Annotated in this window: 11 protein-coding genes; 3 read left to right on the forward strand and 8 right to left on the reverse strand. The window is 40.1% G+C overall.

Going from position 1 to position 14,862, the window contains the following annotated elements; translation table 11 throughout:
* Window positions 1–3 precede the first annotated feature (3 nt).
* From H5125_RS06140 to H5125_RS06175, 8 genes are all read right to left on the reverse strand, one after another.
* Entirely contained in the window at window positions 4–1,368 is a 1,365-nt protein-coding gene (locus tag H5125_RS06140) for a DUF1329 domain-containing protein (RefSeq protein WP_101086985.1), read from the reverse strand.
* Between the two features lie 13 nt (window positions 1,369–1,381).
* Window positions 1,382–3,430, reverse strand: a complete 2,049-nt coding sequence (locus tag H5125_RS06145) for a DUF1302 domain-containing protein (protein WP_101086984.1) — start codon at window positions 3,428–3,430, stop codon at window positions 1,382–1,384.
* Window positions 3,431–3,745: 315 nt separating this feature from the next.
* Window positions 3,746–3,961, reverse strand: a complete 216-nt coding sequence (locus H5125_RS06150) for a DUF2835 domain-containing protein (protein ID WP_162023284.1) — start codon at window positions 3,959–3,961, stop codon at window positions 3,746–3,748.
* 89 nt (window positions 3,962–4,050) lie between these two features.
* Window positions 4,051–6,612 carry an aminopeptidase N gene (gene pepN / locus H5125_RS06155; protein WP_182743774.1) on the reverse strand — a complete coding sequence of 854 codons (2,562 nt, stop codon included), beginning with the start codon at window positions 6,610–6,612 and terminating at the stop codon, window positions 4,051–4,053.
* Window positions 6,613–6,744: 132 nt separating this feature from the next.
* Window positions 6,745–8,796, reverse strand: a complete 2,052-nt coding sequence (prc, locus tag H5125_RS06160; protein WP_182743775.1) for a carboxy terminal-processing peptidase — start codon at window positions 8,794–8,796, stop codon at window positions 6,745–6,747.
* Window positions 8,797–8,817: 21 nt separating this feature from the next.
* Window positions 8,818–9,429 carry an RNA chaperone ProQ gene (gene proQ, locus H5125_RS06165; protein WP_011637685.1) on the reverse strand — a complete coding sequence of 204 codons (612 nt, stop codon included), beginning with the start codon at window positions 9,427–9,429 and terminating at the stop codon, window positions 8,818–8,820.
* Between the two features lie 277 nt (window positions 9,430–9,706).
* On the reverse strand, window positions 9,707–10,165 hold the full coding sequence (locus H5125_RS06170; RefSeq protein ID WP_101086980.1) for a GAF domain-containing protein: 459 nt from the start codon (window positions 10,163–10,165) through the stop codon (window positions 9,707–9,709).
* A 49-nt stretch (window positions 10,166–10,214) separates the two neighbouring features.
* Window positions 10,215–10,508 (reverse strand): YebG family protein, encoded by a 294-nt coding sequence (locus H5125_RS06175; RefSeq protein ID WP_101086979.1) that lies wholly within the window; start codon window positions 10,506–10,508, stop codon window positions 10,215–10,217.
* 213 nt (window positions 10,509–10,721) lie between these two features.
* Between H5125_RS06175 and H5125_RS06180 the strand changes: the two genes are divergently transcribed.
* From H5125_RS06180 to H5125_RS06190, 3 genes are all read left to right on the forward strand, one after another.
* A complete protein-coding gene (locus H5125_RS06180) occupies window positions 10,722–11,348 on the forward strand; it encodes a paraquat-inducible protein A (protein ID WP_011637688.1) in 627 nt (208 codons plus the stop codon).
* A 109-nt stretch (window positions 11,349–11,457) separates the two neighbouring features.
* Window positions 11,458–12,054, forward strand: coding sequence for a paraquat-inducible protein A (locus H5125_RS06185; protein ID WP_101087225.1), 597 nt, complete (start codon window positions 11,458–11,460; stop codon window positions 12,052–12,054).
* The gene (locus H5125_RS06190; protein ID WP_182743776.1) at window positions 12,041–14,686 is read left to right on the forward strand and encodes a PqiB family protein; all 2,646 of its coding nucleotides are present in this window, start codon (window positions 12,041–12,043) and stop codon (window positions 14,684–14,686) included. The genes H5125_RS06185 and H5125_RS06190 overlap by 14 nt, the downstream gene beginning before the upstream one ends.
* The last annotated feature ends 176 nt before the right edge of the window (window positions 14,687–14,862 follow it).

Below are 14,862 nucleotides of genomic sequence, written 5' to 3' on the forward strand. Positions count from 1 at the left end.
TTGTTAACGAATACCGGCACGTCTTAGGGCGTCTGGGGTAAAGTTAGCTTCAGAAAGCGATGCATCAAAATTATACATGCGACCTTCGTTGTCTAGACCCATTGCTAAATAACGGCGAGATTGAAGATCATGGAACACTTCTAAGGTACTCCAAAGCGCAGGCACTTCATAATAGTTGATAAGATGAGCGACACCAACACGATAAAGCTCATCGCGATTATCATATATATCCGTTACTGCAACTTGCCATGAATCTTCATCAATATAAAACACGCGAGTTTTATATGTATGACGCATGCCTTCTTTTAACGTCGCTTTGACTTCCCATACGCGATGTTTTTCATAACGTGGATATTCAGGGTTAATATGGCCAGGTTTTAAAATTTGGTCATATTTCAACGCATCTGAATGTAAACGATAATCATTGTATGGAATATAAATCTCTTTCTTACCGACTAATTCCCAGTTATAACGCATTGGAGAGCCGTTAAACATATCGAAATCATCTGTTGTTCTTAACCCATCAGACACAGTACCAGGTGTATCAAAAGCTACGTTAGGCGCTTTACGAACTCGGCGTTGTCCAGTGTTATAAGTCCAAGCTTGGCGTGGAAGAGCCTCTTGATCCATGGTTTCTTTTACAAGTAATGCTGTACCAGCAAGTCGTGCTGGTTGAGTCACAACTTGTTTAAAGTAAAACAATGTATTTGTTTCTTTAAGTTTCTCTAATGTCACCTCTGGACGAGAATATTCAAAACGAATTTCCTCAGCGTTTTCAACCAAAGTGTAAGAACCATTAGACATCGGTGCAGCTTGGCTACGATAGGTTTCTACATCAACACCACGATAACGTAAAATATGATTCCAAATCACTTCTAAACCGTTAGCAGGGATTGGAAATGGCACACCAATGGTCGCCCCAGTAATACCGTTACCTTGTGAAACTAACTCAGCTCTAACGGCATTGGCTTTAGTCGCATCATAAACATATTGAGGTACGGCTGCAGTACGGCGACTTTCATAGACATTCATTTTGTAAGTATCTGGATATACTTCAAATAATTGTTTCTGACCCGGGGTTAAAAACTCAGCATACTGGGCTTTATTTTCATTAGTGATCGTAAATAGCACTTTGTCAGTTGGGAAAGGATCTGGATGATGCATACCCTTAGTGTAACCGGCTATAGGTTTGCTAATACCACCACTCCAAACAGGAATTGAACCATCGGCATTAGCCGCTTTTTCTGCACCCATAGGGGTTAATGTTGTACCCAATTTGTCTGCATCAGCTTGTGATACTTTCGCCAGCGCAGCAGGTGCACTTAGTGCTAGCATCACTGCTGCCGATAATATCGTCAGTTTCTTCATTATAATTATCCTTCTAAATCGAATACTTGACGTTGAAAGAGATGTAATCTCTGTCTGTCATCGCATTTGTTGTTCCTACGCCACCAAAGAAGCTGTTGTAAGAAATATCTGCGCCCCAACGACTTTGATAATCAAAGTTCACACCCAAAGCGACAGATTTTCTGCCTTCGGTGAATAAGAACATTGGATCCGGTGTAATGCCATCAACGTCATGAGAGAAAATCACTCTTGGGTACATGTTCACACCAGCAAACACATTGTTAAAGTCAGCTTTCGCCACTAAACGATAACCCCACGCAAAATCTGTTGGGAATGGATTGGTTTCAGGACCATTATGCAATGCGGCAATAATACCAGTCATTTCTGGGTTACCACCAGAACGAGCGGTTCCTGGACCGTTTAGACGTAATTCGTCAAAACCAGGCATATCATGGATCCACACACCACCGACTTCAGCAAGCATGGTTAGATTATCTAAACCTAATGTCGGGCCGAATAAGTGGGTAAAGGTTACCTGTGCTTGAGTCGTATCGGTAAGTATATACCCCTCAGCGTTTGAGCCAGGCTCCACATTATCCATTTGTGAAATACCATCTAAATCAGGACGAAGACCCGCATTAGCGAGCTGCTGAGGCATCGCTAAGAAAAGTAATTCAACGTCGTCAATTTGCAATGGCTCATCAACACGATGAGAAATTTCACCAGCAACAGAAGTATCGCCTACCAAAGTGTTAAAACTAAAACCATACAACTGGATATCTTCAGGATATACAATTTGCGATTTGGTAAAGGTTTCCATACTTAACAAAAGTTCGCGGTCAATGTTCCCACCACTTTGTGCTAAACGGCCATAATCACGACCAATAGCTTCTGCAGTAAAGTTAGAGGCAGTACCACTAATAATTGGACGACGACTGTGGTAATTCATGTAATAAAAACCAAACTCAGTTTCGCCCAGTTCTGGAGAGTAATAGCCTAATTTAACCCCAAATTGACCATCATCACTAGGATCTGCAGCATCTTGAACCAAAGCAACCTTAGTTGAATAAGCAGTCATGTAAGCGGCATATGCTGAGTTAAACCCAGTAGCGGCTGCAGCTTCATATAAACGTGAATATTCTGAAATAAGGAAATCTTGGTTGATATCTGGATTGGAGTTGAAACCCAATTGCGCATTTTGGTTGTAGCCACCATATCCAGCAAAATCATTGGTTGCAAAGTTAGAACCCGGTGTAGGGATCCAAATCGGTTGCCAATCATATTGATAAAATGCTTCAAGGTTTAAGTTTTCAGATAAACCTAACGATGCCCAAACCATGCCTTGTGGACGGAATGCTTCTTTGAGCTCCGCACCGGGTGCATTAAGAATATTTAAGTCTACAGCATTGATTTCAGCAATACCGTGAGAAATCAAGGTGCTTTCGCCCCATGAAACGACTTGGTTACCGACACGAACACTTAATGGGTTAGCGCCGTCATTTAAATCCCAGTTACCGTAAACAAATGCATCTAGTAAGCGAATATCTTTACATTGCACTTCTGACGCTTTGCTATCTTCACAAGGATCAAATTCTTTTCCGGTTAATGGATCGTTAAAGCCATAATCACCATCATTTAATTTGCGATCGTAAAAATACATACCACGTAAAAAGATACCGTAGTTTTCATACTTTAATGATAATTCGTGGAGACCTTTAACAATCTCAGACGTGGTATCACCTTGTGCATACAACAAATTACTTAAGTCATTGTTGCTTGAATAAGAACCAGGCTGAGTCCAAATTTCTGTTGAGGTATATTTGGTTGATCCAAACGCACCACCAAATGCCGAATAACCAGACCAATCGAATTGTGGTTGGTTTACCTTTCCGATTTGATTATTCCAATCGCGGTCTGACACACGCCAACTCGCACCTGCAGTCCAAGTTGAGTCAAATGTACCTCGTACATCACCCCAATCAAAAGAAACTGCTGAGGCTGAAGTGCTCATCCCCAAACATAATGCCGACACCACCCCCAAAGCGAGAGCCGACTTGTTAAATCTTTTTTTAACAATATTCATTTTAGTTCATCTCCGTAACCTGTTGGATTAGTTGTTATAGGAATTTAACCAACATCTTGTTAGCCCACAGGCAACACCATTGTTACAGCATTTAACTATATTGAGCAAGGTCAAAAAAAAGAAAATGTTTAAGAAAATTAACGATGTCGGGGTAAAAACGACAAAATAAAACCAGCCTATATTTGAATTAACACAGACGATATAATTACAGTCATTTAACCATTAACGAAAAAAGTTTATTTTCATAGACTTATATATATTAACGGGGTGCTACTTCACACACCACTAATCAATCAAACGTTTGAAGTAAATACTCTATAATTTATTAAGTGATTTGAAATTCCCATCTTGGTTAAGGACTAATTTGAACTGTCCTTGAATACCTTGAGGAGTTAAATAAGGTCTAAAATACTTACCATTGATGTGCAACACACGACCGTGGTGATCTCTTACTTGCACTTTCTCTGCAAGTCCTTGGTAATATGGTAGAAATGCTTCATAACTTACGTTAAGAGAAAATAATAACTCCATAATTTACTCCATAAAAAGGAGAGCAAGCTCTCCTTTTTAACATACTAAACAGTCTAACTATTCATACTAGATGAATAGCCGTGACGCTATTATTCGGCCAATGATTTAGTGACTTTTTCATATAAATCTTTTGATAAATCCGGTAAAGCTTTTAACTCTGCTAAACACTGTTTCATTAATTGCTGACGATGTTGATCGAATTTGGCAAACTGAATTAATGGTGTGATCATTCGCGATGCGACTTGTGGATTCGACTTATTCAATTTGACTAAAATTTTAGTCAAATAACGGTAGCCTTCGCCATCAGCACGATGAAATTGATAAGTGTTTGCGGCGGCAAAAGCCCCAATCAATGAACGTACTCGGTTCGGGTTAGAAAAACTAAAACTGCTGTGTTTTGTCAGCGTTTTAATTTGATCTATCACTTCATCGCAATTCACTAACGCTTGTAATGTCAGCCATTTATCCATCACTAATGGCGTTGATTCCCACGTAGACTCAAAGTCACTTAATAACATAGGTAAACAGGCTAGTTTGGCTGTAGCTGCCGCTTTCAAAGCCCCTAAGCTATCAGTCATATTTTTAGCTGAATAATATTGCTTTTCAACTAATGATTCATGAGTATCGGTCACTTGACATAACAATGACAAGGCAATGTTTTTAAATGCACGAGCACCAGCGTTATCTAAAAGTATCAGCTCTCGATAACGTACCAATAATTCATCTTCACAAGCTGATGCAAGTTCTTCAACAACAAACTCTCTGGCTTTGGCCAAAGCATCTAAATCAACACTATCTACCTGCTCGATTAATGCAGAAGCAGTAGGAATAGACAAAATTTCAGCCACTAAAGCTTGGTCTATATTCGCATCTAAAATGACGCCTCTAAATGCTTCAACAACACGAGTATCGACCATCATGACTTGCTGCTTTTGCAACTGAGCAACGTTATTCCAAATGGCTTGGCTCACTAACTGCACAGATGCTTCCCAACGCGCCACTTCGCTAGAAGCATGGCGCATAAGATGCACAAGTTGATCAATGCTAAAATCGTAAACCAATTTAACAGGTGCTGAAAAATCTTGTAGTAAAGATGCTATAGGTGCGCTTTCTAGTCCATCAAACACAAAGGTTTGGTTGGCCTTAGTCACATCTAGCACTTTATTGACTATTGATTGCCCTACACTATCCAACAGCTCAACACTGAACGGAATATGCAAGGTTTGGCCCTTCACACCTTGCGACATCACTTGTTGAGTAACGGTTAAATGGTACTCACCTTTATCCGCATCAAAACGGTCTTTTACCGTCACAACGGGTGTACCAGCTTGGCTATACCAACGACGGAATAAGGTTAAATCTTTACCGCTAGCATCTTGCATAGCATTAACAAAGTCATCGCAGGTTACCGCTTGGCCATCATGACGCTCAAAATAGCACTTCATTCCAGCTTGAAAGCCTTCTTCGCCTAGAATGGTGTGCATCATGCGGATAACTTCAGCGCCTTTATTATATACCGTCACAGTGTAGAAATTGTTCATTTCAATTACACTTTCAGGACGAATAGGATGTGACATTGGACCGGTATCTTCAGCAAACTGTTGATTTTTCATCACTCGAATAGCATGAATGCGGTTAACTGCGCGCGACCCAACATCGGAACTAAATTCTTGATCACGAAATACCGTTAAGCCTTCTTTTAAACTTAACTGAAACCAATCACGACACGTGACTCGGTTACCTGTCCAGTTATGGAAGTACTCATGACCTACAACCGACTCAATACCATGATAATCTTCATCTGTTGCACTGGCTTTATCAGCGAGCACGTATTTGGTATTAAAGACATTCAAGCCTTTATTTTCCATCGCACCCATATTGAAAAAATCAACTGCAACAATCATATAAATATCAAGATCATATTCAAGACCGAAACGAGTTTCATCCCATTTCATTGATTTCTTCAATGATGCCATAGCGTGATCAGCTTTATGTAAGTTGCCTTTATCAACAAAAACTTGCAGTTTGACTTCACGACCAGTTTGAGTCGTAAAACTGTCATTAAGTAAATCAAAGTCTCCAGCGACCAAGGCAAATAAGTAACTTGGTTTAGGGAATGGATCATGCCATTTGACAAAATGACGACCAGAACGAGGCATCTCCCCTTTATCAATTAAATTGCCGTTACTTAACAAAAATGGAAATGCCTGTTTATCGGCTTCAACGCGCACGGTATAAATAGCCAGAACATCGGGTCTATCTAAGAAATAGGTGATCCGGCGAAATCCTTCTGCTTCACATTGGGTACAATAAGCACCGTCTGACATGTAAAGCCCTTCAAGACTCGAATTTGCCTCAGGGTCAAGCAAAGTGACCACTTCTAATTCAAACTCATTTTGGTCCGTACTAATTATTAATTGGTTGTCGTGTTGACGATAGTTAGCTGCTACACCATTAAGTTTCACTGTACTTAGCGAAAGTTGTTCGCCATCAAGCACTAAATCATGCTGATGCTCACCATTACGGATCACCTTACTGATGGCTGTCACTTTAGTGTTTTTGCCATCCAGAATAACGTTCAAATCAACATGGGTAATGGTGAATGAAGGCTTGGTATAATCTTTTAGGTGTTTTTCTTGCGCTTGGTTCATACATGTTCCTCTTGAACGGTACTAATGCCAATATGATTAAATGTGCGTGGTCTTTATCGAATTGGTACTGTTTTTAGTGATTGTGATTAAGAAAAAACGCGCCTAAGCGCGTTTTTTAACAGTAATAAAAAATTACTTTGAGTTTGTTTTAGCTATTTTTTCTACGTCAGCCATATCGAGGGTGATATAAGCCGTTTCATCTAAAAAGGGATCAGGTAACTTGCTATCATCTGTTTTTTCAATATCGTCTAAAGACTTCACGGCAGCCAAACCTTGATGGACTCGACGTGCGTTTGCTCGGTCTAAAGCACGCTTATCATCGTCTTCACGAGAAGCAATTCGTTCACTCTCAACAAGTGATATTGTTTTGTCTTTATGATGTTTTTTAAACTCAGTAATGTCTTGGTATATATAACTGAACTCTACATCTTTGCTGATACGCTCTTTATGTTTAACATCAAGATTGTTGATCAGCATAGGGTTGATATTCCCTAAAGTAGAGTACTGAGCAACGGGAACCTTATCCCATGGCAGAGCATTCTCTTCCTCTGACTCGCCGTATTCGCCAGCCTCTAAAGCACTTGGAAAACGGACATCAGGCGTAACGCCTTTTAATTGAGTGCTGCCACCATTAATACGGTAAAATTTAGCGATAGTATATTGTACGTGACCAATTGGCTTTTCATACATGTCATAAATACGACCCAAGCTTTTATGTTGCTGAACAGTCCCTTTACCAAAGGTAGACTCACCGACGATAAGTGCGCGGTCATAATCTTGTAAAGCCGCAGCAAAAATCTCTGAAGCCGATGCACTATAACGATCAACCATCACCGCCAATGGGCCATTATATGCACTGGCGCCATCATTATCACGATTTTGATTAATGCCACCATTAGCATCACGGATTTGAACAACTGGGCCCATGTCAATAAACAGGCCTGTAAGTAATGTCGCTTCGGTTAATGCTCCACCGCCATTACCACGAAGGTCAATAATAATCCCTTCAACATTGTCTTTTTCAAGTTTAGTGATTTCTTTAGCCACATCTTGTGACAAATTCATATAAAATCCAGGGATTTGGATCACCCCGACTTTACGATTGGCATACTGGCCTTCTTTAGGCTCAACCACTTTTGAGGTCGCGGCACGGTCTTCTAAACGAATTTTATCTCGGGTAATGACCACTTCAAAAGGTTTAGCATTAGCCCCGCCTTTATTCGGTAAAATCTGTAATACGACTTCACTTCCTTTTGGCCCTTTGATCAAATCAACAACATCATCTAAACGCCAACCTATGACATCAACAATGTCACCGGTTTTTTGACCAACACCAACAATTTTATCTTCTGGTGATAATTTCTCGCTATTGGCAGCAGGCCCTCCGGCCACTAAACTTTTGATGACGGTGTAGTCATCATCCATTTGCAACACGGCCCCAATACCCTCAAGACTTAAATTCATTTCCATTTGGAAACGTTCTGCATTACGAGGTGATAAATAACTTGTATGAGGTTCAACACTACGAGCAAACGCGTTCATTACTGTTTGAAACACGTCTTCGCTTTGTGTTTGGCTTAAACGCTTAATGGCATTGTTGTAACGCTTCTCGAGCACTTCAACAATTTCAGGCCACTTTTTACCGGTTAATTTAAGATTTAACGCGTCATATTTAACGCGCTGACGCCAAAGTTCATTCACTTCGGCTTCATCTTTTGGCCATTGCGCATCTTTGCGATCAAATTCATACGCATCGCCAGCTTGAGTAAAATCGAACTCTTTATCAAGCAAAGACAACGCATAAGCAAAACGCTCATAACGACGTTTCTGTACTAGGTCGTACATGGTAAATGCAGGGCTAATATCGCCTGATTCAACCATGTTATCAAACTGGTTTTGATATTGACTAAAGCTCGCAATGTCTGCCGCAGTCAGCACATTACGACGATAATCAAGTTGCTCAAGAAAACGGGTATATATTTGCTCAGAGAATGCATCGTCAAGTACAAAACGATGATAATGCGAGCGAGTAAACAAAGTTGTTACTCGCTTGCTAGCCACTTTATGTTGTGGCTCTTGTGCTAGTTTAGGTAACTCGCTGATTTGAATCGTTGGTGAAATTGCCCATGCCGAAAAGCCGACAAATAAACTGGCAATTGACGCGGCCAAGGTAAGTTTTCGCATCAACAAGTACTCCTTAAATTTCTATAATAGTATGTGCTCAGCACGTACTTTGATGGATAAGCCAGAATCTAATTGAACAAGCACATCCTCTTTATTAATATCAGTCACAACACCAGGAACAGGTGTGGCACCTAATTTAACATTAACGCGTTGTTTTTGTTTTAAATCTTCTAGCTTAGCCGGCACAAGTTTAATCACTGGAGCCGCTACCGGTGCAGGACGTTCCTTTTTAACGGCAGGAGCACGTTTAGGTGCCACTTTCTTTGCCGGCTTTTTAGGCGCTAACGCTTGACGTTTTGCTTTGGCTTTATCTTGGCTTTCTTTAAGCGTCAAAATAGCATGGTCAATGTGCTCTTGTTCTAATTCAGCACATTCATTACCGTCAAGATCTATACGTTTAGCACCTGCTTTAACGCCTTTCAAATAGCGCCAGCTGCTTGTGTAGCGACGAAGCGCTACACGTAATTGTGTTTTACTGACTTTAGAATCATCAGCTAACCGTTCAGCCAAATCTTGAAACAAACCAATTTTTAATGGCTTCGTTTCACCTTCTGCAATAAAGCATAAAGGAAAGGTTTCATATAAATACGCTAAAATTGCGTTGGTGTCGGTCAACTTGTCTGTTGATTCCATTTTTACTTCCACGTTAATAAAGGGACTGATTATGCGGCATACAATTTGCCTTGCAGTCGTTCATCTTTCGTTAAACCTTACTGTTAAGGCTTAACGTACAAAATATCACTATCCGCCAGTTTGCTAAAGTCATTGAAACAAACCTTAACAATTTAACCAAACTTACTCTCAGCTTAATCATCGCTCATCAGTAAATCCAGCACAAATGCGTATAGCGGCATATTATAAAGCCCGCGACAGCGAATGCGACCATGATTTAATCTAATTTGTTCGCTATTTAACCAAATAGGCAAGTTTCGAAACTTTTTACCATGTTTTCTAAACCAATTTGATCATCTTGATCGAATCGATTCAGTAATGGGCTGTCAATATCTAACACTGCCACAACCTCATTACCCTGCCTAACAGGGATCACGATTTCTGAATTACTGGCAGAATCGCATGCAATGTGGCCATCAAATTGATGAACGTCGGCAACTCGTTGGGTTTTATTTTCTGCTGCGGCAGTGCCACAAACACCTTTGCCGATATTGATACGGGTACAAGCCACTTTACCTTGGAATGGTCCAAGGACTAATTGTTCACCACGCTTAATATAAAAACCTGCCCAGTTTAGGTCTTCTAGGTTGTCATTTAGCAACGCTGAAAAATTTGCCATAGCAGCAATCAAATCATCTTCGCCTTCAAGTAAAGCTTGTGCTTGACGATTTAATGTTTGGTAAAATTCGGTTTTCATGTCCATTCCTTAAGCTGACACTCAATCGAAGAATGAGTGATGAATACGACTATTCTGCAGATGTAGTTTTAGCCGTAGTCTTTTTAGTTTTCGCTGTAGGAGCGTTTTTAACCTGTACGATGCCTTTTAGCAAGTTAGAAAGCTCATCTTTATTGTTTGCTAGATAAAATGCCAGCTGTTCGCATTTATTTTCATCAAGTCCGAGGTCTGCCTTAATAAGAAATGGCACTAGGTTATCGGAAATATCAAGCATCTTATCGTAGGCATCAGCCTCTTTCTTCGATATAAATGTCATCTTTTCCACCCCTTCTCTGACCACGACAAATTGGGTTATCACTGCCATGATGTAATCCTCACTGTTTTTATATACAGTGCATAGAATCTCACATAGTTAACTTATGATGCAAGTGTTCTGATTATTCTGATATTATCAAGCACAAGAAAATCGAGATTATTTAACAATTAACTCATTTTTCTGCCAATATAAGGCCAAGCAGAGAGGTTTGACTCTTCGCTACCCAATAATGTGTTTTACTATGGATTAGATTAATTCTTCATGCATGAATTTGATGATCATGATTCTATAATTCTATGCCAATCATGTGATTTGGCAGTGAGAAAACGAGCTTTGCCTTCAAGTGCCCGTGCGCTTTGTCCGCGTTGCCACACGGCGCTCTATGATTCACCTTATTGCTCCATTAATGGCATGCTAGCGTTATGCGTTGCGGCGTTAATTATTTTTATTCCTGCTAATTTATTGCCAGTACTCGAAATCCACTTCCTTGGCAGTGTACGAACCACTACGGTGCTGCAAGCTGCTGTGACGGTTTGGGCCGAAGGATATTGGGTTGTAGGCCTAGCGGTAATGGTTGCTGCAGTTATCGCGCCTGGGTTATTGATTTTGTCAATTATGGCTCAAGTTGTAATTGTAAAATTAAAACTGCACAACTCATTTTGGCAAAGAACCTACACTACATTGTTAAAAAATCATGGTTTGATATCACAAATGACCATGTTAGAAATTTATGTCATCAGTTTTCTCGTGTCGGCCTTTCAGTTATCAGACTTTTCCGATGTGTATTTTGGTATGGGAACATTCAGTTTTACAATGTTGTTTATCATCATCTTATTTTTACAACGTGAATATAATCTAGAACACATGTGGAGTTATGTAGATGCCTAGTACTCCAATTACACCATCCAATGAACATATAGTGGACAGCCCTAAGCAAACTGCGAATACCGATAACGAGCCGAAAACTGAGGTTTTACCTCATATTCAGGGCAAGAAAATGGGCTTATGTTTATGCCCTGTTTGTCGCAAACTTAACGTCACAAGTAACAGTCATTGTCGACGTTGTTTTAGTCAATTAAGTAGCCGTAGTTATGCCAGCATCCAACAAAGTTGGGCTTTATTAGTTACCGCGACAATTTTACTTGTTGTCGCCAATATTTACCCTATTACCTTGTTAACTAATCGCGGAGTGGTCACCAATGACACCATTTTTAGTGGCATTAGTCATTTAGTCAAAACCGGTATGTTTCCGATTGCTATCATTGTTTTCACTGCCAGTATTTTAGTACCTTGGCTTAAAATTATTGGCTTAGCGACTTACTTGACGGCTATTAGTTTTAACTTACCAATATCAAAAAGAAAATTAATGGTTGGGTTTCACATTATTGAATGGATCGGCCGCTGGTCAATGCTCGATTTATTCGTTATTTCATTAACAGTTGCCTTAGTTAATATGGGGCAATTATTAGACGCAAAACCTGCACCTGCCGCGACAGCATTTGCGTTAGTTATCTTACTAACGCAAGTCGCAGCAAAAGTGTTAGATACTCGATTACTTTGGGACCGCTTGGAAAACACTGATGACACAAATTGAATCGCCTAAAATTGTGAAGAAAAAGTTATTCTCGCCAATATGGTTATTACCGGTTGTTGCTTTGATATTAGGTGCCTGGTTAGGGGTCAAAAGCATTAAAGAATCCGGCATTGAAATATTAATACATTTCCCTAGTGCTACGGGTATTGATATCGGCAAAACGTTGGTCAAATACCAAGGATTGACGGTAGGTAAAGTCACTGACATTGGTATTGACGATGATCTAAAAGGGGTAAACGTTAAAGTTATTATGGATTACCGTGCCGACCCTTTCCTCAATAAAAACACCCTTTTTTGGTTAGTAAAACCTAAAGCAAGTATTACCGGAGTTGAAGGACTCGATACGTTATTTTCTGGTAATTATATTGCTCTTCAACCTGGTGATGGCCGCTCTGCAACCGTATTTGAAGCACAACGTGAAGCGCCTGCGATACTCCCCGGCAGTGAAGGACTGATGATCGAACTAAAATCCCCTAAACTGGGTTCGATTGATGTTGGCTCGCCTGTATTTTACCGTCAAGCACCTGTCGGAAGCATTGTCAGTTATCGCCTCGACGGAAATAAACAAATAATTATCAGCGCATTTGTTCAAGAACAATATGCCCATTTAGTCAATAAAGACTCCCATTTTTGGAATGTATCGGGCTTGAAAATCGATGCTTCTTTAGCGGGGATAAAAGTCAGCACTGAAAGTATCGCGTCTATTTTGGCCGGCGGCATCAGCTTTGATACCGGCAGCTACACTGAAAAGGCCCAAAATGGTGATGTTTACAACCTATATGAGGATGAGCTTACCGCTATTGGAGGTGTTCATTTTGATTTAACTGCATCTAGCAGTGAAGATGTTAATGAAGGCACCGCCATCACCTACCGCGGTATCGTTATTGGTGAAATAGAAAAAGTAACCTTAACCGACACTGGAGTGAAGCTTATTGCTCGGGTTGAACATCATTACAAAGCATTAATTACCAACGATAGCCAATTTTGGATAAGTGGTGCCGAGTTATCATTAAAAGGTGTCAAAAATATCAGTAGACTGGTTACTGGCAGTGTTATTAATGTCTTACCAGGCACTCAAATAACCGAAGAGGCGATGCAATTTGAATTGGCATCACATGCTCCCGATTTGCTCAGTCAAGACAAACTTAAATTGACGGTAGTTGCCACGACTCACACAGGTGTCAGTAATGGCGCGCAAGTGCGATATAAACAATTGCCTATTGGGCAGATAACCAGTATTGGTTTAAGTAAAGACTTTTCAACTGTTGAATATAACATTGAAATTCAACCAGAGTTTAAGAGTTTGCTGACTAAGGGAAGCTTCTTTGTTCCTGAAAGTGCCATAGCCATTAATGCTTCACTAGAGGGCGTTAATGTTAAAACTCGCGACCTCACTACGATGTTGGAAGGCGCTATTAGCTTAATTCCGGGTAACAGCGAAATGCTGCTTTCGGCTAATAGTACTTTAACACTGCACGAATCAATTGAATCGGCCCAAACGCTTTACGCTCAACAACAGCTGACACCCTTTACTTTAACTAGTATTGATGGTGCCGACTTAGCTGAAGGCTCGCCAATTTATTACAAAAAAATGCAAATAGGCTCAGTGAATAAAGTCAATTGGTTAGCTAAAACGGATAAATTTAATATCGATATCAATATCGACAATAAATTTGTTCCGTTAATTAAGCCCACTACGGTTTTTTGGCGTAATGACGCTGTAGCCATCAATGCCAGTTTAGCCGGTGTCGATATCAATGTTGCACCATTGAAAGGTGCAATAAATGGCAGTATTACCCTTGGACATATAGACGACAGAGTTGATACTGAAAATAATCAACCTAATCTACGATTATATGATAACAAGTCACTCGCACTCATGCAGGCTAAAGTCATCAACCTCACTCTGCCTGTGAGTACTAAAGTGTCAGAAAAAGCGGCTATTCGCTATCAAGGGCATAAAATTGGTGAAGTGTCACAGGTTAAACTAAATCAAGATTTAAACACTCAGAATGCACAAGCTTATATCTATGGCCATTACGTAAACCATTTTAGTGCCAGTGACACTGAATTTTTTATCGTCGATGCACAAATTTCTTTAGCGGGTATTAATGCCCCAGAAACACTATTAACGGGTCCTTATATTGGTGTTATCCCAGGTAACAGCACAGAAATTATTGATAATTTTGTTGCCCAACCTCACTCGAGCTTTGAGGCTACCGTACCTAAAGATGCATTAGCATTCCAATTAGTAGACGATCAACTAGGTTCTATTAAGGTCGGTACACCGCTATTTTTCCGCGGAATTAAAGTCGGACAAATTGATGGATACAGGTTGGATGACTCAGGAATTGAAATTACGTTGTTTGCCCATGTAAATGCTGAATATAGTCACTTAATCAACCAGACTAGCCAGTTTTGGGATGCCTCTGGTATTAAATTAGACGTCGGTTTATTTTCGGGTGCACAGTTAGAAACAGGCTCATTAGAAACGATACTCGCCGGTGGTATAGCATTTGCGACCCAAGATACAACATCAGATAGTAATCGTATCAATGCAACCGAACGTTTCCCATTGCATGAGAATATGCAAGATGAATGGGCACAATGGCGACCTACACAAACTAAGTAACCTCATCTAGAGATAATACAATTAGTACAAAAAAAAGGCCGATATATTTATCTAATGCTATTCGGATAAGCATTACTGTTTATATTTAAGTGGATAACGGCTAGGTATATAGAGCACTGAGCGTGGATACGTTCGGTGCTTTCTTTTATCTGGAAGGATAAAGTGTTTTATATCGG

The organism is Shewanella sp. SR44-4, from assembly GCF_014163715.1.
GTDB lineage: Bacteria > Pseudomonadota > Gammaproteobacteria > Enterobacterales > Shewanellaceae > Shewanella.